The following is a 21072-nucleotide window of genomic DNA, read 5'->3' as shown; positions in this document are numbered from 1 at the left end:
TGGTCGGCGCATAGCGGGAGAAATAAATAAGGGGACCAGCATGGTCCCTTGAAGTGTTGTCCTGGCCGCCGCAGCGGTGATGGCCTCAGGCTACGTGACTTGCCGCCACATCCAGCAGCGCCATCTCATCACTGTTCAGCAGCTTCTCGATATTCACCAGAATCAGCATACGGTCACCGAGCGCCCCCAGACCGGTCAGGTATTCGGTGGACAGCGTAACCGCGAATTCCGGCGCCGGGCGGATCTGCTCGGCGGTCAGGGAGAGGACATCGGAAACCCCATCAACCACAATCCCGACCACGCGCTGGCCCAGATTGAGCACGATCACGACCGTGTTGTCATCATACTCGACGTCGCCCTGGCTGAACTTCACGCGCAGGTCGACGATTGGCACGATAACGCCACGCAGGTTGGTCACACCTTTGATGAAATCTGGCGTGTTGGCAATGCGGGTCACCTGATCATAGCCACGGATCTCCTGCACCTTCAGAATATCGATACCGTATTCTTCGTCACCTAAGGTGAAAACCAGGAATTCCTGCCCTGATGGCTCGCCGGCCAGCTTAGTTACATTACTCATACCGGTCATTTTTTTACCTTCTTAACTGAATCAGGCGGCTGTGTGCGCCATACGTTGTTCACGATTTAATCCCTGAAGCGCCGAAACATCGACGATCAGCGCCACACTGCCATCGCCGAGGATGGTGGCGGCTGAAATGCCAGGTACTTTGCGGTAGTTGCTCTCGAGGTTCTTCACCACCACCTGATGCTGACCAATCAGCTGATCGACCAGCAGGGCGTAACGGCGGCCTGCGCTTTGCAGAATGACCACAATCCCCTGCGTGGCTTCAGTTTTGGCGCCGTCCACGTCGAACACTTTCCACAGTTCCACCAGCGGCAGGTATTCGCCACGCACTTCCAGCACGCGCTCACCGCCTGCCAGCGGGTGCAGATCTTCTTCACGCGGCTGCAGCGATTCCATCACGGCGTTCAGCGGCAGGATGAACACTTCGTCCGCCACTTTGACCGACATGCCGTCGAGGATCGCCAGCGTCAGCGGCAGCAGAATGCGGATAGTGGTACCTGAGCCCTGCTTCGACTTGATCTCAACGTGGCCGCCCATCTCCTGGATGTTACGTTTCACCACGTCCATACCCACGCCGCGCCCGGAGACGTCTGTGACCTGCTCCGCGGTGGAGAAGCCTGGGGCGAAGATCAGCATGCCCACCTCTTCGTCGGTCATGTTTTCGCTGACCGCCATCCCCTGAGACATCGCTTTCGCCAGGATACGCTCGCGGTTCAGGCCTGCGCCGTCATCGGTCACTTCGATGCAGATGTTCCCGCCCTGGTGTTCCGCAGACAAAATCAGGTTACCCACCGGGGATTTCCCTGCGGCAACACGGTTTTCCGGCAGTTCGATCCCGTGGTCAAGGCTGTTACGCACCAGGTGCGTTAACGGGTCGATAATGCGCTCAATCAGGCTCTTATCCAGCTCGGTGGAGCTGCCCATCAGCGTCAGTTCGATTTGCTTATTGAGCTTGCCCGCCAGGTCACGCACCAGACGCGGGAAGCGGCTGAAGACATATTCCATCGGCATCATACGGATGGACATCACCGATTCCTGCAGATCGCGGGCGTTACGTTGTAACTGGCCCATGCTGGTGATGAGATCGCCATGGTTGACCGGGTCCAGCTCGTTAGAGCGCTGGGCCAGCATTGACTGGGTGATCACCAGTTCGCCCACCAGGTTGATCAGCTGATCCACTTTTTCTACAGCGACACGAATACTGGTCGATTCGCTGGAGCGAGCGGCCGGTTTTTCACGCTCGCCGCGATTTGGCGCAGCGGATTCGCCCGGAACGGCTTTAAGCGCAGGCGCGGCAGTTGCCACGGCCGGTACCGCAGGTGCAGCCGCGACTTCAGCCACTTCCGCCGTCTCTGCAGCCGGTGCATCGGTCACGGTCTCAAAGTCGATCTGCTCGGGTTCAATGACAAAACAGAGCACGGCGATGACGTCATCTTTGCTGATGCCGCCGTCGAGGTTAGCTGCCAGCGTGTCCTTGCCCTTCACCACGTTGCTCAGGGTAGCGAGATTGCTCAGCTCTTCTTCCAGAAGGTTAACTTCGCTCTCTTTCAGGCCGGACAGCACCACGCGCAGACGGTCGTCAGCGGCAGGCGCGGCCGCCGGAGCGGGCTCAACAACGCTCAGTTTGGCCGGGCTGACGGCAACGGCTGCCGTCTCGCCTTTGGCTTCCAGCGCTAACTGACGCAGCGCGTTGCAGATATATTCAAAGCTGGCAGCGTCCGGCTCTTGCGAGCTTTTGTAGGCATCGAGCTGTTCCTGCATAATGTCTTTCGTTTCCAAAAACAGGTTAATAATGTCGGTATTGAGCTGCATCTCACCGCGTCGGGCCTCATCGAGCAGGTTCTCCATCAGATGGGTGGTTTCCTGCAAAATGGTAAAGCCAAACGTACCGGCGCCTCCTTTAATGGAGTGAGCTGCGCGAAATATGGCGTTGAGCTGCTCTGAATCCGGCGCCTCGGGCACCAGGTCCAGCAGGTGTTGCTCCATATCCGCCAACAACTCGTCGGCTTCATCAAAAAACGTCTGGTAAAAATCGCTAATATCCATGCTCACGCTATCACCTCGGATTGGCTGGTGGCGATGTTGGAACGGCAGCCGAAGGCGCAGGGCCTGGCTGTTTTAAATCATCCAGTGACTCATTCTGACTTTCGGCGTTTTCGTGCAGGATGGCCTGCTCTGCCTGTTTGTTGAGCACTAAGAGACTAATACGGCGGTTGATGGCGTCGTCCGGGCCGCGGTCGGTCACGCGCATGGTGGCGGCCATGCCGACGACGCGCAGCACTTTGCCATCGTCCAGCCCGCCGATCACCAGCTCACGACGGGATGCGTTTGCACGATCCGCCGAGAGCTCCCAGTTGCTGTACCCTTTTTCGCCACCGGCGTAAGGGAAGTCATCGGTGTGACCGGAAAGACTGATTCGGTTAGGGATCCCATTCAGCACTGGCGCAATGGCGCGCAGGATGTCGCGCATATAGGGCTCCACATCGGCGCTGCCGGTTTTAAACATGGGACGGTTCTGGCTGTCGATAATCTGAATGCGCAGCCCCTCCTGAACAAGATCGATCTTCAGGTGTGGACGCAGGGCGCGCAGCTTCGGATCCGCTTCGATCAGCTGGTCCAGATCGCCGCGCAGTTTTTTCAGGCGGCTCTGCTCCATGCGTCTTTTCAGCTCGTCGACGTTCGGCTCGCGCTTCACCTCACCCTGCTTTTGCGTATAGTCATCTCCACCGCCCGGGATCGGACTGTCGCTGTTGGAGATGCGCGGCCCCCCCGACACCGCCGTCGCCAGCGGGGTACGGAAATACTCTGCGATCTGAATCAGCTCTTTCGGGCTGGAGATAGAGATCAGCCACATCACCAGGAAAAACGCCATCATCGCGGTCATGAAATCGGCGTAGGCGATTTTCCACGAGCCACCATGATGGCCTCCATGCCCTTTATGCTTGCGCTTTTTGACTATGACGATGGGATGGGACTGGTTTTTCATGCGTCCTCAGTGCTCGTCTGCTGGTTTGGGTTCTTCACAGCGCGCACGTGCTCTTCAAGCTCAATAAACGACGGACGCTCGCTGGAGTAGAGGGTTTTACGGCCAAACTCTACCGCGATCGGCGGGGCATAACCGTTAAGATTCGAGAGCAGCGTGATTTTGACGCACTGCATCATTTTGGTGGTTTCAGCGCTCTTCTGACGCAATACGGTCGCCAGCGGAGAGATAAATCCGTACGCCAGCAGGATGCCGAGGAAGGTTCCCACCATGGCGTGTGCGATCAAGGCGCCCAGTTCAGCCGCCGGACGATCCGCCGAGGCCAGGGCGTGTACCACCCCCATAACCGCCGCAACGATACCGAACGCCGGCAGGGAGTCCCCCACCATCGCCAGGCTGTTAGCCGGGACTTCAGCTTCGCTTTCATGCGTTTCGATCTCTTCGTCCATCAACGCTTCGATTTCGAAGGTGTTCATGTTGCCGCTGATGATGAGACGCAGATAGTCGACAATGAACTCAAGCATCATCTTATCGGCGATAATGCGCGGGTAGCTGGCAAAGATCTCGCTCTCTTTCGGATTCTCAATATCGCGCTCCAGGGAGAACATTCCCTGTTGACGCGACTTGGCCATCAGGCGGTAGAGCAGCGCCAGAAGGTCCATATACATACTTTTGGTGTATTTCGAACGACGGAACAGTAACGGCAACGCTTTTAACGTTCCCTTGATCGCCTTGCCGTTGTTGCCAACGATAAACGCCCCCACCCCTGCACCACCGATAATAATCAGTTCGGCCGGTTGATAGAGTGCCCCAAGGTGCCCGCCGGTCATCATGTAACCGCCGAAAACTGTACCGAGAACTACCAGGTAACCTAATACGATAAGCACGACATCATCCTTCCGCTAGTGACTGTAGCCAGGATGCGCAGGTCGGGGTTTATCCTTCTGCGGGGCAAAAAAAAGCAGCGGTAATCTCTTACCGCTGCTGGATCCTTGCCCACACGTTCGGGTTAAACAGCCTGTTCGATCTGTTCATCCAGCAGTTGTGGATTACTATCGGCAGCATCCCGGGAAAGTTTACGTCTTTTTACCGCACGAGACGGTGGTTGGCACAAACTGCAGGCGAAGCTGCCTGCGGGCTGATGTGCATGGGTGATAAAGTTGCCGCTACAGCAGTTGCAGCGGGAGAGTTCCAGCAATCCGCTCTCAACAAAACGCACCAATGTCCATGCGCGGGTCAGGGCCAGCAAAGGGCCTTCTTCAGGCTGCGGGCACTGCTCGAGGTAAAGTTTGTACGCTTTAATGACCGCATCAACGCCGCTGCATAAGCCGGTCTTGAGCAGGTACTGCCAGGCATTACAGAACATGGAAGCATGAATATTCTGCTCCCAGGTCATAAACCAGTCGGTAGAGAATGGCAACATCCCTTTTGGTGGTGGGCTGCCACGTAATTCTTTGTACAATTTGATAAGACGACCACGGCTCAGCTGGGTTTCGCTTTCAAGCATTTGCAAACGAGCACCTAGCGTAATCAGTTCCATGGCCAGTTGAATATCACGCGCTTCCTGAACAATGCTCTTCTCACTCATTTTTAAGCCCTTTTCTTACGGGCTACGTCATCAGGCTGGCTGATTTCGTTAAGCAAACGGGTAGAAAGCAGAATGCCGGTGTGAACCTGTTGCAGGTCATCCACGCGGGATTCCTGAGTCAGTTGCGTGACGGTCTGGTGATTATCAAAGCGGAACTGGCAAACCAGTTGGTTTGTTTCGGCCAGTTTCACCATCTGCGGCAACGTTAAACCGCCAAGCGTGGTGGCCATTTCTTCCTGAATGCCCAGACGGAACATTGCGGAGGCTTTATCCTGGCTAATCAAACGTTGTGCAAGCAATAAATATGACAGGTTGATGTCATAAATGTGTTTTAGCAATTCGGATGTGTTCATTTATCCCTTCCCGAATAACACTTTAATTTCTTGTGCGGTCGACCCGCACCCCGTGATGTCGCCGGGAAAACCCCGGTAAAAAAAAAGAAAAGGCTAAAACGCATAGTTGAATTAAGTTTTGTATCGATGAATCACGTTAAGAAAAACAAATTTTGTCTCTTACACATTTATCGCTTCTTACAATTAACTAAGACTTTTCCTAATTCGCGGCAACTTTACCCGTCCACTGTAGGACATACAATGCGGCCTCGCCTGAAATTTAAAATAAATGTGATCTACGTCACATAATTTAGGTGAATGTGAACCAAAAACCCATCAGCGTCACTTCTAATTTGTCTGTTTTTTGAACAAATAAGGCAAGGATATATTCTGTATCGCCGAATATTCATGCAGAAGTATGAAGAAACCAGGCACGTTACTTGCCTGGGGTTGACAAGTAACAAATTTGCAAAACAGCCCACCATATCTAAGATAGAAACAATATAATAAGATATTGAAATTAAAGAATTAATGTCAGAGTCAAATCGTAAGTATTTTATTACGTTTATGGCTGAATGGATGTTGCGAAGAGGTAAATCCCCTTGTTTTTGCAGGGAATATATTTGTATGATTTACGTTAAGATAGCGGCTTTACCCCCCTTATGAGGGTTTAGCGCTATTCATTACATAAGAATATTTAATGAATAATTATGATAAGTATCACATGAATGTCACCTTCACCCCTTGCGAAGGCTAAAAAATCGCGCTAAAGCTGAGGAATAGCTAATGTACAGATACGTCCGGAGGGTACCATGAGTTACTCCCATATCCTTGTTTCTGTTTCAGTTTCCCCCGAAAGCCATCAACTGGTCGCCAAAGCGGTCGCTATCGCCCGACCGACTCAGGCACGCATCACTCTGGTCACCCTTTCCGCCGATCCTGAAATGTACAATCAACTGGCCGCACCGATGCTGGAAGATATTCGTGGCGTTCTTCAGGAGGAAACCCAGCAATTTCTGGATGATCTTATTGCGCGTGCAGAATATCCCATTGCACAAACGCTTTGTGCAACGGGAGAATTAAGCGAGAGGATACTTGATATATGTCACAAACAACGTGTTGACTTGGTGATATGCGGAAATCATAACCACAGCTTTTTTTCACGTGCAGCTTGTTCCGCAAAAACAATCGTTAACAACAGTAAAGTGGATGTGCTGTTAATTCCACTCAGGGCAGTTTAATGCCCTGAGCGGAATATTTATCAGGCAAGTTTAGGGAACGTTGCGACCTTTTTTTGCAGATTGCTCTCCACGCTGCGGGGAGTAATCTGCTTCAGATCCTCAGTGAAGCGCGCCTGCCAGCGGTCAATATCATTTTCGCGGATCACTTTCATCATATCGGCATGGCGTGAAATACGCTCCGTGAGGGGCATATTCAGCGCACGGTGCAGAGCATTGGCAACATCGTCCCGATCGTACGGGTTAACGATCAGCGCCGAGGTGAGCTCGTTAGCGGCACCGGCAAACTGCGACAGCACCAGCACGCCCGGGTCGGCCGGATCCTGCGCGGCGACATACTCTTTCGCCACCAGGTTCATCCCGTCACGCAGCGGCGTGACCAGGCCGACATCGGCATAGCGGAACACCTTCATCAGGATTTTGCGCTCAAAATGCTGGTTGAGATAGAACAGCGGCGTCCAGCCCAATTGGCCGTAACGGCCGTTAATGCGACCGGCTTCGTTCTCAAGCTGATGTCGGATATCCTGATAGGCCTGCACCTCGCCGCGCGAGGTCGGTGCGATTTGGGTATAGCGGATCTTACCGTGGTGCTCAGGATAATTCTCCAGCAGGGTCTCATAGGCCTGAAAACGCTCCGGCAGCCCTTTGGAGTAATCCAGACGCTCAACAGAGAAGATGTTTTTTACGTGCTTCAGCTCTTCTTTCAGCTGCGCCAGCTTAGGCGGCAGCGGCCCGGAGGCCTGCTCGATAATCTCGTCCGGCTCAATACCAATCGGATAGACCTCGGTGCGGAAGCGCTTGCCCCAGGCGGAGTGCGTGTCATCGTCATGTGCCGTCAGGCGCGTTTTGCTGGCCACGCTGTCGAGGAAGGCCAGGCGGTCATTTTCGGTCTGGAAGCCCAGCAGATCGTAATCGCAGAGCTGTTCAAGCAGCTCGTCGCTCGGCGGCAGCGCGTTGAAGATCTCCGGGGTCGGGAACGGAATATGCAGGAAGAAGCCAATCCGGTTGTTGACGCCGCGCTTGCGCAGCTCGCTGGCGAACGGCAGCAGATGATAATCGTGTATCCATAGCACGTCGTCCTGCTGGACTAACGGCAGCAGCTTATCGGCCAGCAGGCTATTGACCCGCGTGTACCCTTCCCAAGCCTCGCGCTTAAACTTTACCAGGTCCAGACGATAGTGGAAGGCTGGCCAAAGCACGGCATTGGAGAACTGGCTGTAATACTCATCGTAATTCTGTTCACTGAGATTAAACGAGGCCCAGGTGATATTCCCGCGCGTCACCTTTTTTAGCGGTTTGTCCTCATTACCAATCTCTCCACTCCAGCCAAACCAGAGCCCCCCCGTACTTTTTAACGCCCCCAGCACCCCAACTGCCAGGCCACCTGCGCTGGCTTTTTTATCATCCGGGGGAGCGATGCGATTAGAAACTACGATCAAGCGACCCATAAGGTTTTCTCCTGTTAATTTGCGCTATTTCTTGTTCTTGTTGATGGTTAGCGGCTTTTATTACCCATTGCCAGACATCAGGTACCGTAGCCAGCCGCCAGCTGGCTTTGGTCTCACCTGCGCCGACTTTCACTGATACCCCTTTAAGCTGATTCACCACTTCAAAGCCATGCTCATCGGTGAGGTCATCACCAAAGAAAACCGGCGTTCTGCCGAGGAAAGGCGCTTCATGCATAAAGGCTGAGATAGCCTCGCCTTTATGGATCCCTCTCGGTTTGATTTCAACTACACATTTACCTGGCTGGAGTGACAGCTGCGGATTGTCGTGCACGATCTGTTCCGCCAGGGCGAAAATATTCTTCTCATATTCCTGAGCCTGACGGTAGTGGATTGCAAATGCCATCCCTTTGGCTTCAAGTTCGGTGCCAGGCAGATATAAAAGCGCCGTTGTAAGCTGCGCATGCAGCGTCTGGATCAGATCCGGGGGAAGAGAAACGGATTGCGAATGACCATGGATGTCGCGGCGCTCCGCCCCGTGTACACCGGCAAGCGGGAAACGGTAGGGTCTGGCGAGCTGGTCCAGCTCGGCCATTGAACGCCCTGATATCAATGCCAGTGCCCCCTCATTCAGCTGTGCCAGCTGATTCAGTGCCTGTAATACTTCTGCGGGAACAACTACCTCATCGGGGTGTGGCTTGATGGTAGCAAGGGTCCCGTCGAGGTCGAAAAAGTACGCAAAGTTTTCTGATAGTAAAGGCGGTGAAGTTAACGTATCGGCCACCCTGATCCTCCTTACAGTTGGCGAGATGAAAAACGGCAAACATCTCAGTAGCCATGTAAGTATAGACAGTGTGACGGGGCTCGCCATTTGACATCCCCCTTCCCGCTGCGGCTGGGAAGGGGGGCTACACTTAAAAGTTAAGTCGGGAGGGGGTGGAAAAAAGGGTTAAACGGTGCGCTTTGCTTTTTGCTTGTAACGGTCGAAAATCACCGCCGCAAGCAGGATCAGGCCACGTACCACATACTGCGAGAACGGGGAGATGTTCAGCAGATTCATGGCGTTCTCAACCGTCCCGAGAATCAGTATCCCGGCCACCACATATGAGATTTTTCCGATGCCGCCCTTCAGCGATACGCCACCTAAAACGCAGGCTGAGATGACGATCAGCTCATAGCCGATAGAGGTCATTGGCTGGCCGCTGGTCATACGTGAAGCCAGAATAATCCCCGCAGCCGCCGACACCAGACCGGAAAGCACAAAGATGATGATCTTGGTCCGTACGACCGGCACACCCGCCAGACGCGCCGCCTCTTCATTACCACCAATCGCCAGGGTATTACGGCCAAAGGTGGTTCTGTTGAGCAGGAAACCAAAAATGATCAGGCAGCCGACGGTCAGCCAGATAGGGGCAGGCAGACCGAGCCAGTTGGCGTAGCCGAGGGTAAAGAAGCGCTCATCTTCAATCCCCACCGCTTTACCGTCAGAGATGATGTAGGCCAGCCCACGCACAATCTGCATGGTGGCGAGCGTGGTGATCAGGGCGTTGATTTTCAGGCGCGCAATCACGAAGCCGTTTACCAGCCCGCTGAGCACACCGAGCAGCAGCCCGGCCGCCACACCAATCCACAGGCTTTCGGTCATGTTGATAACGACGGCGGTGGTTACCCCCGCGCAGGCGATAACCGAGGCGACCGACAGGTCGAAGTCGCCGGATGCCAGACAGAACAGCATCCCGCAGGCCACCATGCCCGACATGGAGATGGCAAGGCCCAGCCCTTTCATGTTAATGAAGGTGGCGAAGTTAGGCACAAAGATGGCGCAGCCGAGGAACAGTACGGCAAACACGACCAGCATGCCGTATTGATCCCAGATCCGCCCAAAGCTGAAGGCCGATTTCGGCGCTCCGGATGTAGTGACAGAGGACATCTTATTCTCCTTACTCAGGCGACAGCCTGACTGACTTTAGGCATGGCGAGGCTTAACGCCTGCTGTTCATTCGCCTGTTCATGTAGCAATTCACCGGCAATGGCCCCTTCACGCATCACCACGATACGGTCGGCCACGCCCAGTACTTCCGGCAGATCGCTGGAGGCGAAGAGCACCGCCACGCCACGTTTTGCCAGGGCATAAATGACGTTATAGATTTCGTGCTTGGCGCCCACGTCGATACCGCGCGTCGGTTCATCCAGCAGGATCACCTTCATCTCTTCCGACAGCCATCGGCCCAGAATGGCCTTTTGCTGGTTGCCACCGGAGAGATTCATAATCAGCTGTTCCGCGCCCGGGGTTTTGATGTTGAGCGATCGAATGTGGTGATCGGCGTTGCTGACCTCCCACGTATCATTAATCAGACACCCGGCGCGGATGGTCTTGCGGCGTGCCGAGATATTGATGTTGTCCCGCACCGAGTGCACCGGGATGATCCCTTCGGCTTTGCGGTCTTCCGGGCAGAGCATCATCCCTGCGCGAATGGCATGGGCTGGTTTCTGAATATCGACAGGCTGGCCGTCGATAAACACCTGGCCGCCCGTAATGCGGGTGCCGCCAAACAGTCCTTTCATCAGCTCGCTGCGCCCTGCCCCTACCAGCCCGAACAGGCCAACGATTTCACCGCTGCGCACCGTCAGGCTTACCGGGGTGCGTACGCCGGGGGCTTTAACCTCTTCGAGGCGCAGCAGTTCGCCGCCATACTGGCGCGGTTCCCAGTGATAGATATCACCCAGTTCGCGCCCTACCATCGCCTGCACCAGCAGGTCGTGGTTGACCTGCTGCATGTCGCTGAAGGTGCGGACATAGCGACCATCTTTAAACACGGTAATAGCGTCGCTGAGGGCGAAGATCTCTTCCATACGGTGCGACACGTACAGAATGATGCGCCCCTCTTTGCGCAGCTCGCGGATCACCCGGAACAGGTTTTCGATTTCACGCGCCGACAGCGAGCTGGTGGGTTCGTCAAAGGCGATAATTTTGGCATTGCGCGCCAGCGCCTTGGCAATCTCCACCATCTGCCACTGGCCGATGGAGAGATACTTGAGCGGGGTCTGGGGATCAATATCCAGCCCAAGGTGCTTAAGCTGTAATCCGGCCTCATAGTTGAGCAGCGAACGGTTAACGAAACCGCCTTTATGCGGAAGCTGCCCAAGATAGATGTTCTCCGCCACGGTCATCTCCGGCACCAGATGCAGTTCCTGGTAGATGATGGCGACACCGGCATTCAGCGCGGCGGTGGTGTCCGCAAAGGCGACCTCTTTGCCCTGGATGGCGAGCGTGCCTGTCGTGGGGGTATAGTTACCGCTGAGGATCTTCAACAGCGTGGATTTTCCGGCGCCGTTCTCCCCCATCAGGGCGTGAACCTGACCCGCGTAGCAGTCAAAGCTGATGTCGGTCAGCGCGTTGACACCGGGAAAGGTTTTGCCGATGCCGCGAAAAGAGAGATACGGTTCAGACTGTTGCATAACGTCTCCGAGGATCGAGTAGTGAACGTCTGGCCCCCCGATGCTACGGGGGGCGCAATCACAGTGAATTACTTACCGCCCAGTCCCTTTTTCTCCAGCTCTGCTTTGAAGTTGTCACGGGTGATCAGCACCACATCGGTAACTTCAGTGAATTTCGCTGGCTCGGCACCTTTGGTGACCCAGTTGTAGAGCATTTCGCTGGATTTATAGCCATGTACGTCCGGGCTTGGCAGCAGAGAGCCGTAGAAGCCGGTGGCCTGTGCTTTAGAGAGCTCGCTCACCGCATCAACGCCGTTGATGCCGATGCCGATAACATCTGCCGCTTTGAAGCCCTGGCCTTCGGTGGCACGCACGCCGCCCAGTACGGTGTTGTCGTTCATCCCCACTACCAGCCAGTGTTTCACTTCAGGGTGTTGCACCAGCATGGAGTTGGCCGCATCGAAGGCGCCCGGGATGTCGTTGGATTTGGTTGGCACTTTGTAGATCTGTTTTTCCGGGAAGCCGGCCGCTTTCAGGGCTTCCATAGAGCCGGTGGTGCGACGGCGTGCGGTATCCAGTTCATCGGCAGTGATCGCCATAACCGCGGTATCCTTCACATCCCAGCCGCGTTTTTGCATCTCTTTATAGAGCTCCTGGCCCTGACGCTCACCGATTTTGGTCGCCGCCATCATCACCAGCGGCACGGTATCCATCGGCTTGCCTTTGGCGTTCACGAACTGGTCGTCCACGGCGATAACTTTCATGTCGTAGCCACGCGCTTTCGCCACGATAGCCGAGCCCAGTTTGGGATCCGGAGTACAGATGACAAACCCTTTCGCGCCGCTGGCTGCCAGGCTGTCGATAGCGTTCAGCGTTTTTTCACCATCCGGCACAGCAATTTTAATGACTTCAAAACCCAAATCTTTCCCGGCTTTATCGGCAAATTTCCACTCTGTCTGGAACCATGGCTCTTCCGGTTGCTTCACCAGGAAACCGAGCTTCAGGTTCTCCGCCATAGCGGATTGTGACATAACGGCAGCCAGACCGATGGCCGCCAGCGCTTTAGTAAATTTGTGCATGGTTAACTCCAGCTTTAGCGTTTTAATTTGTAGGGGAATAACAACTAAAATGTTTTTAATCGGACTTAAAACAAGGCATTAGCGCCAGGCGTGTATTAAGCGCATTTGCTTGAGATAGTTTTAGCGGGAAATTAATCATCCATAAGAGAGCGCCATCACACCGCAGAATTACAGTAATTGCGTACATAGATTCAGCGGAAAAAGACATAAATATGCAGGTATTTGTCTGACAAATAGAAAGGGGTAAAGCAGATTAGTCCATAAGATTAGCTAAGAAATCCTTGTGATCCGGGCGCGCTGGCGCCCGGCATCGTATTACCAGGGATAATAGATATGCTCGGCGTGATCGCGTACCGGTGCTTCATCACCCAGCAGACGTGCTGAGAGCGTCAGCGCAAAGTCGAAGGCATGGCCCAGCCCCTTGCCGCTGATGAGGTTGCCATCTTCCACCACTGGCGCATCGACATATTCGCCGTCCTGAATTTCCTGCCAGAGTTCTCCCGAGCAGACATAGCGACGCCCTTTTAACAGGCCATTGCCGCCCAGCACGCGCGCCGCAGCCGAACAGATTGGGGCGATAAATTTCCCCGCTTCGTCATGCGCGGCGACAAAACGCACCACATCGGCACTGGCCGCCAGATTCACGCTGCCCTGCGGGCCGCCGGGTAAAACGACCGCGTCGTAGTAACTGTCGAGTTTTTCGCTGAGGGTGCTGTCCGCCACCATCGGGATATTATGGTAGCTCACCACCGCGCGCGACTCGGCGCAGGCCAGGGTTTCTACCTCAATGTGGAGACGGCGTAAGATATCAATAGTGATAATCGCTTCCGCCTCTTCAAATCCGGGTGCCAGCAGCACCGCTACTTTTGCCATAATGAACTCCGCTAGTGAAACATAAAACAATGTTTCATTTTCACCGCGTACAGGGCGGAAAACTTCCAGCGGGATCACATATCGCACTATTTTCAGCAAAAATGATCTGGCGCAATTTTCACCAACTGTAAAAATCTATTAAAAACCAGAATTTTCTGTATTCCACCTGGCAGGAATAATTATCATTTTTTTTGCTAAGCGCCTATTTCACCGCGACGGAGAAAGACATAAAGTAATTTCATTGTTCGAGCAGTATTAAATTCATACAAATTTATATATTACAATAAGTTATTGACGAAAATCCTCACCCTTTTCTTCTCGAAATTCTTCATTTTTTTTAATTCCTGATGGTGGGTAAGGTTTAGTAAGAATATATTTATAAGGATTTTCTTATAAAGGATTCGCTGTTATTATGAATTCTACCTGATGCCTGAAATGAATTTGGGATCACATACAGGGAAAACAGAATGCTTTTATTCTGTAGTGAACTATCGTTAATGATGATTATTTTTTTGGTTACATAAACGAAGAAAAGGGAATGGATATGGCTGTCTCGGATATGATCACCAGGCTCAACACGCAGATGAACCTCGAGTTTCATGCGTCAAATCTCTCTTTGCACCTCAGCGAGTGGTGTTCAGAACATCAGCTAACCGGTTCCGCGACCTTCCTGCGCCTCCAGGCGCAGAGCAACGTCACGCAAATGATGCGCGTTTTCGATTTTTTAAAAGCATCAGGCGCAATGCCGGTTCTGAAACCCGTGGATATGACTGACGAAGAGTGCAATTGCCTGGAAGCGGTTTTCCAGCGCACACTGGAAGAGTATGAGCAGCGCTGTCAGACGCTGAATCAATTAACGGATGAAGCGCGGAAAATGAAAGATATTTCTACGCTCAACTTCCTGCATGATATTGAAAAAGAACAGCAGCAGGATGGGGTATTACTCAAAACCATCCTTGATGAAGTTCGCCAGGCGCGTCGCACCGGCATGGGTCTGGAACAGACCGATCGCCAGTTGCTTAACGTCGTCAGCCGTCAGCATCACTGATTCTGCGCGTTAACTAAATTACCCGGCCTGTGCCGGGTAATTTTTTGCAAAAGCGTTACCACCCTACTGGTGCAGACCTTCATGTAATTCTCGTTCCGGGCGACCCAGGGTCGCCCGTTCACATTATTCTCACAAAACCGTTTGTAAATTCAAAACACCGGTTTATTTTAGTGAGACTCGCCCTGCGGCGTGAACTTCAGTTCGATCAGCGCAATGGCTTTCTGTACGGCGCGCAGCGTAACAGGGTCGGCCGACGCAGGATTGCTGGCGAAATCGATGTTTTTCAGCTGACTGGACATTTTCTCGCGGACTTCTGCGGGCGCAATGATTTCAATCACATCAAGAATTTGTTTGATGACCAGCTGGCATGCAACGACGTCAGAGATCAGTTCCTGATCGGCACTCAGGTTTTGAGACATAGGCTTCTCCTGTTTGAAAGGCCGTCATAGTAGCAAAACGTCAGCCCTGATGCGGCGTACAGGCACAAAAAAACCTGCCGGAGCAGGTTTTTCTTATCAGAACATCGCGCCTGGCGGTACGTCCTTAAAGGTCTTGCAGTAGGATTCGAACATGCTTTTCAGGATCTTGCGCAATTTCATCGGTATGCTCCGGCTAAGTGTTATGCAGGTGTTATTGTTGATGCGGCTATAATATGACCTCCATCACAAAAATCAATGTTTTTGTGATATTCATCACGGCAGTTTATTTAAAACAAAACGATGTTCCGATTAAAAATGAATATAATTCAGTGTATTAACGCACAACGTGTTCCCGTAAATTTTTAAAAAAATTTTTAAGTGGCAGAGAAAAATGACCGAAAATCACTCCGGCAAAGCGGCCAGCGGGATCTCTCCCGCCGCGCTGCTGGTAGCCGGCGCGTTCTTTATGGAGTTTCTTGACGGCACGGTGATCGCCACGGCGTTACCCGATATGGCGAAAAGCTTTGGCGTGCAGGCGGTCGATCTTAATCTCGGGATCAGCGCCTACCTCATCACCCTGGCGGTGCTTATTCCGGCCAGCGGCTGGATCGCCGATCGCTTTGGCGCGCGTAAGGTGTTCACCCTTGCCCTGGCGATCTTCACTCTCGCCTCGGTGCTGTGCGGTCTCGCCACCAGCGTGGATCAGTTCATCGCCATGCGCATACTGCAGGGAATGGGCGGTGCATTAATGGTGCCGGTAGGCCGCCTTGCCGTATTGCGCACCACGCCTAAGCACCTGTTGATTACCGCCATCGCCACCCTCACCTGGCCCGCGCTGGTGGCACCCATCATCGGCCCGCCGCTGGGAGGCTTTATTACCAGCTATGCCAACTGGCGCTGGATCTTCTTTATTAACGTGCCGTTAGGGCTGATAGCTATCGTGCTGGCGCTGCGCATTATTCCCGATATCTATGAAGAGGCCCGTCGCCCGTTCGATACGCCGGGCTTTATCGCCACCTCGGTGGCGATGGTGAGTCTGGTCTATGCCATGGAGATGATGGGGGCGCAGGAGATGAATACAGGCATGACCCTTGCGCTGCTGGCAACAGGGATGGTGACCATGATTTATGCCCTGCGCCATTTCCGGCGCGCCGAGTGGCCGATGATCCGCCTCGACGCCTTGCAGGTACCCACCTTTCGGGTGACGATGTACGGCGGGTCGCTGTTTCGCGCCTCCATCAGCGCCGTGCCGTTTTTGCTGCCGCTGCTCTTTCAGGTAGGATTCGGCATGGATGCGTTCCACTCCGGTTTGCTGGTGCTGGCCGTCTTTGTCGGCAACCTGACCATCAAACCGGCAACCACGCCACTGATTCGCGGGCTGGGGTTTAAGAAGCTACTTCTAATCAACGGCGCGCTGAACGTGCTGGCTCTGCTGGCCTGCGCTTTCCTGACTCCACAAACCCCGGTGTGGCTCATTATGCTGATCCTTTATCTGGGCGGCGTGTTCCGTTCCATTCAGTTTACCGCCATCAGTACCCTTGCTTTTGCGGATGTGCCTTCGCCGCAGATGAGCTATGCCAACACCCTATTTTCCACCGCCACCCAGCTGGCAGTGGGGCTGGGGATCACCCTCGGCGCCATCGGGATCCGCATCGGCGAAGTGTGTAGCGAATGGCTGGGGATGGCGTCGCTACCGGGCATCAGCTTCCGGCTGGCGTTTGTAGCCATTGCGCTGGTCTGTCTGCTGGGGATGGTCGATACCCTGCGGCTGGTAAAAGATGCCGGCAGTGCGGTATCCAGAAAACAGGCATAAAAAAAGCCAGCGCAAGCTGGCTTTTTATCAGTGTTAGCAACTTAGCCGATAATACCGCGGACAAAGGCTTCGATCTCTTTATCCTGGCAGTTCTCGAAGAAGCACTGCTGGAAACGCTGACCGGTAACCGCAGTTTTAACCAGCTCTGGATCGATGGCGCGCAGGGTGTCGAGATAGTTCTCTTTCACCACAGCCGCTTTCACCTGGTTCAGGATGCCCGCGTTGCGAACCTGAGGCTCTTTACGCTCTGGCGGATAACCTTCGCCTTTACGGCCAGTGAAGGCTTTTTCAAAGATAAAGCGCACGTTCAGCTCTGCGCCCCAGCCGAAGCCTTTGGCAAATGGCAGGGCGAGTGCGTTACCATTGTTGATCTGTGCAAACAGGAAGGCGTCAGCAGGATCGATGCAGTAGCCACACACCACGCCCGGGTGGATGTTCAGGGACATCAGCGCACCCTGGCCGGTACCGCAACCGGTCACCACGAAATCAACCGCTTTAGAGTTCAGCAGAATGCTCGCCATGATCCCCAGGTGAATATAGGTCAGGTGGTGATCGTTTTCGTCGCTCATCCCAACGTTATAAACCGGGAAACCTTTCTCTTCAGCAACGGCGTTCAATTCCTTGAGGATGATGGCGTTTTTTTGCGCCTGGCTGTTTTCCATCATCAGTGCAATTTTCATACTTCGTCTCCTGAATGCGATGCGGGGCACCCCGCTGTGAATAGCTTACCTGACTCACCTTACTACTAAGCAAACGTACTTTCAAATTAAGTGAAAAATAGTTTCAAAAAACAAAGATGCGCTCACAATTTCGATGAAGAGAGATGTGAACACCGGTTCGCAAAAGGATGGCTTATGATTGAAGGAGCCGGATGGTCGTGGCGAAGAGAAAAGAGAGAACAGGTGGTTATTCCTGGCATTGCGCTTTACGTCTGGCGTTAGTATAGGTTATTTCAACGCATTCAGAGTGTTCTATGAAGAGATTATGCACGGTCGGTCTGGTGCTGTTACTGGCAGGTTGCGGCATCACCCGCAAGGCTGAAGTGAGCAGCGTCGATGTCACCTCGGGGGTCGTCAGGCTTGATTATGGTCAGCCACTATTCCAGACCTCTTATGATGATGCCTATGTAACAAGTGGCACTGCCACCCGCGAATGTCAGGCCATGGGATACAGCACGGCCCAGGCCTACGGTCAGCCGATCGAAACCTGCAGCGTGATCAGCGGCTCGCTGTGTCTGAACAAAACCGTCACTATCCAGTATCAGTGCCACGGTTACGCCCCCGCCCCTGCCGTTACAACATCGGCTTATTACTAATTTCGTTGCCAGCGCTTCTGCTGGCAATAATATTCTGAACACGAAACAGAATAATTCTCATTAATATATTTAAGCTACGCGCAATGCGTTTTATTCCCATTCGCATTATGATCGCTTAAATATTTATTTTACTTTTTGCAAATAAATAAATAACAAATTATAGTGACGCTCACGTTGACCAGTTAATAATAAAACGGAGCCACACCATGCTTAAAAGTGAAATGATCGACAAGCTCAATGAGCAAATGAATCTGGAGCTTTACTCCTCCCTGCTCTATCAACAGATGAGTGCCTGGTGTAGCTATCACAGTTTTGAAGGCGCGGCGGCGTTTATGCGTCGTCACGCCCAGGAAGAGATGACACACATGCAGCGTCTCTTTGATTATCTTACGGATACTGGCAGCCTGCCGCGCATCAACCCGGTGGCATCGCCGTTTGCAGAATATGCCTCATTAGATGAACTGTTCCGCGCTACCTACGAGCATGAACAGCTGATCACGCAAAAAATTAATGAACTGGTACACGCAGCAATGACCAGCCAGGATTATCCTACCTTTAATTTCCTGCAATGGTATGTGGCAGAACAGCATGAAGAAGAGAAGCTGTTTAAATCGGTTCTCGATAAACTTTCACTGGCCGGAAAATCGGGTGAAGGGTTGTACTTTATTGATAAAGAGCTGTCGACGCTCGATGCCCAAAATTAATATTCATGCGGCGCCATCTGGCGCCGCAAATTTTTAATGGCGGCAGATTTTACTTTCATGAGTTGAAAAACCCGACGCCTGCGGAATGAATTTACCGCGCGCCGCCAGAAATGTCACCAGCTCCGCCGCCGTCATGTCCGCGGCTGAACAGGTATGAAAACGCGCCTCGTCACCAAAACGCGCCGTAATCGCAGCAATCAGACTCTCTTCGCTGTATTGCTCACCGGACTCGATCATCATCGTCAGCACTTCATGCCCATGAATGGATGCCATAAACCCTCCAGAAGAAAAGGCGCAGCCTAACCCTTTCCTCCCCGCAACGTTTTGCGCTGGCGCAGGTTTACATGCAACCCGCACAGCTGGTGCAGCGCCAGTCCTGTTTATTGACCGCCTGATAAAACTGGCGATAGCTGGCGGTCTCCAGCGGAATGCCGTGGTCGAAAAAGAGATCGGTCAACCATTCGACGTTTTCAATAATCCACTCATCTTCCTGCAACCCCTGGGCAAAGGTCTCATCTTCGGGATCGATGATCGAATAGATGGCCCAGGTCCCCATATCCTTTTCCTGCCTCGCCTCCGGTAAGGTTAGCGCATGGCCCTGCCAGCTGATTATCCAGTGCCCGTGACACAATAAATTGCCTGAACGACTCCATTTCGCACAGAAGGGATTACTGACCGCCATCGCCGTCTCACTTTTTTTGAATATTTATAAGAAACGTTTACGTTACGCCTGATTATCGAGCGAAAACATTGCTCTTATGAAGTAGGCAAACCTCCTCATTTTTACGGGCATATGACCAGAGCGACGCTTAAGTTAGATAGCGTAAATATTCCATTACAGCGGTTGTAACGCCGGTTTGACGAGCCCGTCCTTTTCCCTTACTCTGCGCCGCAGATTTTGTCGTTGTGCCGTAAGGTTTTAGAGGAAAACGTGAAGAACAGAACGCTGGGTAGTATTTTTATCGTCGCCGGAACGACGATTGGCGCCGGGATGCTGGCGATGCCGCTGGCGGCGGCAGGTGTCGGTTTTGGCGTTACGCTGGTGTTACTGGGCGTACTGTGGGCACTGATGTGTTACACCGCCCTGTTGCTGCTCGAAGTGTATCAACACGTTCCTGCCGATACCGGGCTGGGATCGCTGGCCGGGCGTTATCTGGGGCGATTTGGCCAGTGGATCACAGGCTTTAGCATGATGTTCCTGATGTATGCCCTGACGGCAGCCTACATCAGCGGCGCCGGGGAGTTGATCGCCTCCAGCGTCAATGACGGGTTCAACGCTGATATCTCCCCCGCCACCGGGGTGCTCTTATTTACCCTGATTGGTGGGGGCGTGGTCTGCGTGGGCACGTCGCTGGTGGATCTGTTCAACCGCCTCCTGTTCTCGGCAAAAATAGTCTTCCTGGTGGTGATGCTGGCCCTGCTGGCCCCGCACATTCATAAGATCAACTTACTGACGCTGCCGCTGGAGAAAGGGCTGGCACTTTCGGCTATCCCGGTCATTTTTACCTCGTTTGGTTTCCACGGCAGCGTGCCGAGCATTGTCAGCTATATGAATGGCAACGTGCGCAAGCTGCGCTGGATCTTTATCACCGGCAGCGCCATTCCGCTGGTGGCATACATCTTCTGGCAGCTGGTCACCCTCGGCAGTATCAACTCGTCGAGCTTCATGGGGATGCTGGCAAACCATAGTGGGCTGAACGGGCTGTTGCAGGCCGTACGCGAAGTGGTTGCGTCGCCGCACGTTGAGCTGGCGGTGCATCTGTTTGCCGATCTCGCCCTGGCGACCTCGTTCCTGGGGGTGGCGCTGGGCCTGTTCGACTACCTCGCCGACCTGTTCCAGCGCAGCCGCACGGTCAGCGGACGTATCCAGACCGGGGCGATCACCTTTCTGCCGCCGCTGGCCTTCGCGCTGTTCTACCCACGGGGTTTTGTGATGGCGCTGGGTTACGCGGGCGTGGCGCTGGCGGTGCTGGCGCTGCTGCTGCCCTCGCTGCTGGTCTGGCAAAGCCGTAAGCATCATCCAGAAGGGAACTACCGGGTACCAGGCGGTAAGCCTGCGCTCTGTCTGGTCTTTGCCTGCGGGATCGCGATAATCCTGGTGCAGTTCGGGATTACGGCGGGGTTGCTGCCAGAGGTGGGATAACGTGCAATGATGCCGGGTGGCGCTGCGCTTACCCGGCCTACGGATATTAAGGCCCGCGCAAGCGAAGC

Annotated in this window: 23 protein-coding genes; 6 read left to right on the top strand and 17 right to left on the bottom strand. The window is 53.6% G+C overall.

The window, feature by feature from the left end:
- Positions 1-85: 85 nt before the first annotated feature.
- The 6 genes from cheW to flhD all read right to left on the bottom strand — a co-directional run bounded on the left by cheW (position 86) and on the right by flhD (position 5510).
- Positions 86-589 (bottom strand): chemotaxis protein CheW, encoded by a 504-nt coding sequence (gene cheW / locus DVA43_RS03510; RefSeq protein ID WP_032611989.1) that lies wholly within the window; start codon positions 587-589, stop codon positions 86-88.
- Positions 590-610: 21 nt separating this feature from the next.
- Entirely contained in the window at positions 611-2638 is a 2028-nt protein-coding gene (gene cheA / locus DVA43_RS03505) for a chemotaxis protein CheA (protein ID WP_114314590.1), read from the bottom strand.
- Positions 2639-2642: 4 nt separating this feature from the next.
- Entirely contained in the window at positions 2643-3572 is a 930-nt protein-coding gene (motB, locus tag DVA43_RS03500; RefSeq protein ID WP_114314589.1) for a flagellar motor protein MotB, read from the bottom strand.
- The gene (gene motA, locus DVA43_RS03495) at positions 3569-4456 is read right to left on the bottom strand and encodes a flagellar motor stator protein MotA (RefSeq protein ID WP_103180094.1); all 888 of its coding nucleotides are present in this window, start codon (positions 4454-4456) and stop codon (positions 3569-3571) included. Before motA ends, motB begins: the two co-directional genes overlap by 4 nt.
- A gap of 122 nt (positions 4457-4578) precedes the next feature.
- Complete coding sequence (flhC, locus tag DVA43_RS03490) at positions 4579-5157, bottom strand: flagellar transcriptional regulator FlhC (protein ID WP_103180095.1); 579 nt, start codon at positions 5155-5157, stop codon at positions 4579-4581.
- Positions 5158-5159: 2 nt separating this feature from the next.
- Positions 5160-5510 (bottom strand): flagellar transcriptional regulator FlhD, encoded by a 351-nt coding sequence (flhD, locus tag DVA43_RS03485; protein WP_103180096.1) that lies wholly within the window; start codon positions 5508-5510, stop codon positions 5160-5162.
- Between the two features lie 791 nt (positions 5511-6301).
- Between flhD and uspC the strand changes: the two genes are divergently transcribed.
- A complete protein-coding gene (gene uspC / locus DVA43_RS03480; protein ID WP_103822409.1) occupies positions 6302-6730 on the top strand; it encodes a universal stress protein UspC in 429 nt (142 codons plus the stop codon).
- A 20-nt stretch (positions 6731-6750) separates the two neighbouring features.
- Here uspC and otsA read toward each other — a convergent pair whose 3' ends face one another.
- From otsA to DVA43_RS03445, 6 genes are all read right to left on the bottom strand, one after another.
- Positions 6751-8175: an alpha,alpha-trehalose-phosphate synthase gene (gene otsA / locus DVA43_RS03475; protein ID WP_103822410.1), complete on the bottom strand. Its 1425-nt coding sequence runs from the start codon at positions 8173-8175 to the stop codon at positions 6751-6753.
- Positions 8150-8956, bottom strand: a complete 807-nt coding sequence (gene otsB / locus DVA43_RS03470; protein WP_103180099.1) for a trehalose-phosphatase — start codon at positions 8954-8956, stop codon at positions 8150-8152. Before otsB ends, otsA begins: the two co-directional genes overlap by 26 nt.
- Positions 8957-9121: 165 nt before the next feature.
- Entirely contained in the window at positions 9122-10102 is a 981-nt protein-coding gene (gene araH, locus DVA43_RS03465) for an arabinose ABC transporter permease AraH (RefSeq protein WP_103180100.1), read from the bottom strand.
- A gap of 14 nt (positions 10103-10116) precedes the next feature.
- Positions 10117-11631, bottom strand: a complete 1515-nt coding sequence (gene araG / locus DVA43_RS03460; protein WP_103822411.1) for an L-arabinose ABC transporter ATP-binding protein AraG — start codon at positions 11629-11631, stop codon at positions 10117-10119.
- Positions 11632-11699: 68 nt separating this feature from the next.
- Positions 11700-12689: an arabinose ABC transporter substrate-binding protein AraF gene (gene araF / locus DVA43_RS03455; RefSeq protein WP_103822412.1), complete on the bottom strand. Its 990-nt coding sequence runs from the start codon at positions 12687-12689 to the stop codon at positions 11700-11702.
- Between the two features lie 315 nt (positions 12690-13004).
- Positions 13005-13562, bottom strand: a complete 558-nt coding sequence (locus DVA43_RS03445) for a DJ-1 family glyoxalase III (RefSeq protein ID WP_114314588.1) — start codon at positions 13560-13562, stop codon at positions 13005-13007.
- A gap of 544 nt (positions 13563-14106) precedes the next feature.
- Between DVA43_RS03445 and DVA43_RS03440 the strand changes: the two genes are divergently transcribed.
- Positions 14107-14610 (top strand): non-heme ferritin-like protein, encoded by a 504-nt coding sequence (locus tag DVA43_RS03440; RefSeq protein WP_114317067.1) that lies wholly within the window; start codon positions 14107-14109, stop codon positions 14608-14610.
- A 167-nt stretch (positions 14611-14777) separates the two neighbouring features.
- Here the strand turns inward: DVA43_RS03440 and DVA43_RS03435 are convergent, their stop codons facing one another.
- Both DVA43_RS03435 and azuC read right to left on the bottom strand, forming a co-directional pair.
- Complete coding sequence (locus DVA43_RS03435; protein WP_039030868.1) at positions 14778-15029, bottom strand: DUF2766 family protein; 252 nt, start codon at positions 15027-15029, stop codon at positions 14778-14780.
- A gap of 96 nt (positions 15030-15125) precedes the next feature.
- Positions 15126-15209, bottom strand: a complete 84-nt coding sequence (gene azuC, locus DVA43_RS03430; RefSeq protein WP_098946254.1) for a stress response protein AzuC — start codon at positions 15207-15209, stop codon at positions 15126-15128.
- Positions 15210-15420: 211 nt separating this feature from the next.
- Here azuC and DVA43_RS03425 point away from each other — a divergent pair, with 211 nt between their 5' ends.
- On the top strand, positions 15421-16842 hold the full coding sequence (locus DVA43_RS03425; RefSeq protein ID WP_114314587.1) for an MFS transporter: 1422 nt from the start codon (positions 15421-15423) through the stop codon (positions 16840-16842).
- Between the two features lie 41 nt (positions 16843-16883).
- Here DVA43_RS03425 and DVA43_RS03420 read toward each other — a convergent pair whose 3' ends face one another.
- The gene (locus tag DVA43_RS03420) at positions 16884-17522 is read right to left on the bottom strand and encodes an RpiB/LacA/LacB family sugar-phosphate isomerase (RefSeq protein ID WP_103180105.1); all 639 of its coding nucleotides are present in this window, start codon (positions 17520-17522) and stop codon (positions 16884-16886) included.
- Between the two features lie 293 nt (positions 17523-17815).
- On the opposite strand from DVA43_RS03420, the gene yecR reads away from it, so the two are divergent.
- Both yecR and ftnA read left to right on the top strand, forming a co-directional pair.
- Complete coding sequence (gene yecR / locus DVA43_RS03415; RefSeq protein ID WP_103180106.1) at positions 17816-18157, top strand: YecR family lipoprotein; 342 nt, start codon at positions 17816-17818, stop codon at positions 18155-18157.
- Positions 18158-18363: 206 nt separating this feature from the next.
- Positions 18364-18861 carry a non-heme ferritin gene (gene ftnA / locus DVA43_RS03410; RefSeq protein WP_103822416.1) on the top strand — a complete coding sequence of 166 codons (498 nt, stop codon included), beginning with the start codon at positions 18364-18366 and terminating at the stop codon, positions 18859-18861.
- Between the two features lie 33 nt (positions 18862-18894).
- Here the strand turns inward: ftnA and DVA43_RS03405 are convergent, their stop codons facing one another.
- Both DVA43_RS03405 and DVA43_RS03400 read right to left on the bottom strand, forming a co-directional pair.
- Positions 18895-19134 carry a YecH family metal-binding protein gene (locus DVA43_RS03405; protein ID WP_114314586.1) on the bottom strand — a complete coding sequence of 80 codons (240 nt, stop codon included), beginning with the start codon at positions 19132-19134 and terminating at the stop codon, positions 18895-18897.
- Positions 19135-19201: 67 nt separating this feature from the next.
- Positions 19202-19543 (bottom strand): hypothetical protein, encoded by a 342-nt coding sequence (locus DVA43_RS03400; protein ID WP_114314585.1) that lies wholly within the window; start codon positions 19541-19543, stop codon positions 19202-19204.
- Positions 19544-19792: 249 nt separating this feature from the next.
- Between DVA43_RS03400 and tyrP the strand changes: the two genes are divergently transcribed.
- Positions 19793-21004, top strand: a complete 1212-nt coding sequence (tyrP, locus tag DVA43_RS03395) for a tyrosine transporter TyrP (protein WP_114314584.1) — start codon at positions 19793-19795, stop codon at positions 21002-21004.
- Positions 21005-21072 lie beyond the last annotated feature (68 nt).

The sequence above is a fragment of the Leclercia sp. W6 genome (assembly GCF_003336345.1).
GTDB lineage: Bacteria > Pseudomonadota > Gammaproteobacteria > Enterobacterales > Enterobacteriaceae > Enterobacter.
Note: the sequence above shows the minus strand (reverse complement) of the source record. Positions and strands in the feature narration are given on the sequence as shown.

Bases quoted from the DNA above. Each gene is read 5' to 3' on its own strand.
- DVA43_RS03405 (WP_114314586.1), bottom strand. From the start codon at position 19,134: ATGGCATCCATTCATGGGCATGAAGTGCTGACGATGATGATCGAGTCC.
- uspC (WP_103822409.1), top strand. From the start codon at position 6,302: ATGAGTTACTCCCATATCCTTGTTTCTGTTTCAGTTTCCCCCGAAAGC.
- flhC (WP_103180095.1), bottom strand. From the start codon at position 5,157: ATGAGTGAGAAGAGCATTGTTCAGGAAGCGCGTGATATTCAACTGGCC.
- otsA (WP_103822410.1), bottom strand. From the start codon at position 8,175: ATGGGTCGCTTGATCGTAGTTTCTAATCGCATCGCTCCCCCGGATGAT.
- cheW (WP_032611989.1), bottom strand. From the start codon at position 589: ATGACCGGTATGAGTAATGTAACTAAGCTGGCCGGCGAGCCATCAGGG.
- motB (WP_114314589.1), bottom strand. From the start codon at position 3,572: ATGAAAAACCAGTCCCATCCCATCGTCATAGTCAAAAAGCGCAAGCAT.
- DVA43_RS03440 (WP_114317067.1), top strand. From the start codon at position 14,107: ATGGCTGTCTCGGATATGATCACCAGGCTCAACACGCAGATGAACCTC.
- DVA43_RS03420 (WP_103180105.1), bottom strand. From the start codon at position 17,522: ATGAAAATTGCACTGATGATGGAAAACAGCCAGGCGCAAAAAAACGCC.
- azuC (WP_098946254.1), bottom strand. From the start codon at position 15,209: ATGAAATTGCGCAAGATCCTGAAAAGCATGTTCGAATCCTACTGCAAG.
- DVA43_RS03400 (WP_114314585.1), bottom strand. From the start codon at position 19,543: ATGGCGGTCAGTAATCCCTTCTGTGCGAAATGGAGTCGTTCAGGCAAT.
- DVA43_RS03435 (WP_039030868.1), bottom strand. From the start codon at position 15,029: ATGTCTCAAAACCTGAGTGCCGATCAGGAACTGATCTCTGACGTCGTT.
- flhD (WP_103180096.1), bottom strand. From the start codon at position 5,510: ATGAACACATCCGAATTGCTAAAACACATTTATGACATCAACCTGTCA.
- DVA43_RS03445 (WP_114314588.1), bottom strand. From the start codon at position 13,562: ATGGCAAAAGTAGCGGTGCTGCTGGCACCCGGATTTGAAGAGGCGGAA.
- DVA43_RS03425 (WP_114314587.1), top strand. From the start codon at position 15,421: ATGACCGAAAATCACTCCGGCAAAGCGGCCAGCGGGATCTCTCCCGCC.
- ftnA (WP_103822416.1), top strand. From the start codon at position 18,364: ATGCTTAAAAGTGAAATGATCGACAAGCTCAATGAGCAAATGAATCTG.
- yecR (WP_103180106.1), top strand. From the start codon at position 17,816: ATGAAGAGATTATGCACGGTCGGTCTGGTGCTGTTACTGGCAGGTTGC.
- araH (WP_103180100.1), bottom strand. From the start codon at position 10,102: ATGTCCTCTGTCACTACATCCGGAGCGCCGAAATCGGCCTTCAGCTTT.
- araG (WP_103822411.1), bottom strand. From the start codon at position 11,631: ATGCAACAGTCTGAACCGTATCTCTCTTTTCGCGGCATCGGCAAAACC.
- araF (WP_103822412.1), bottom strand. From the start codon at position 12,689: ATGCACAAATTTACTAAAGCGCTGGCGGCCATCGGTCTGGCTGCCGTT.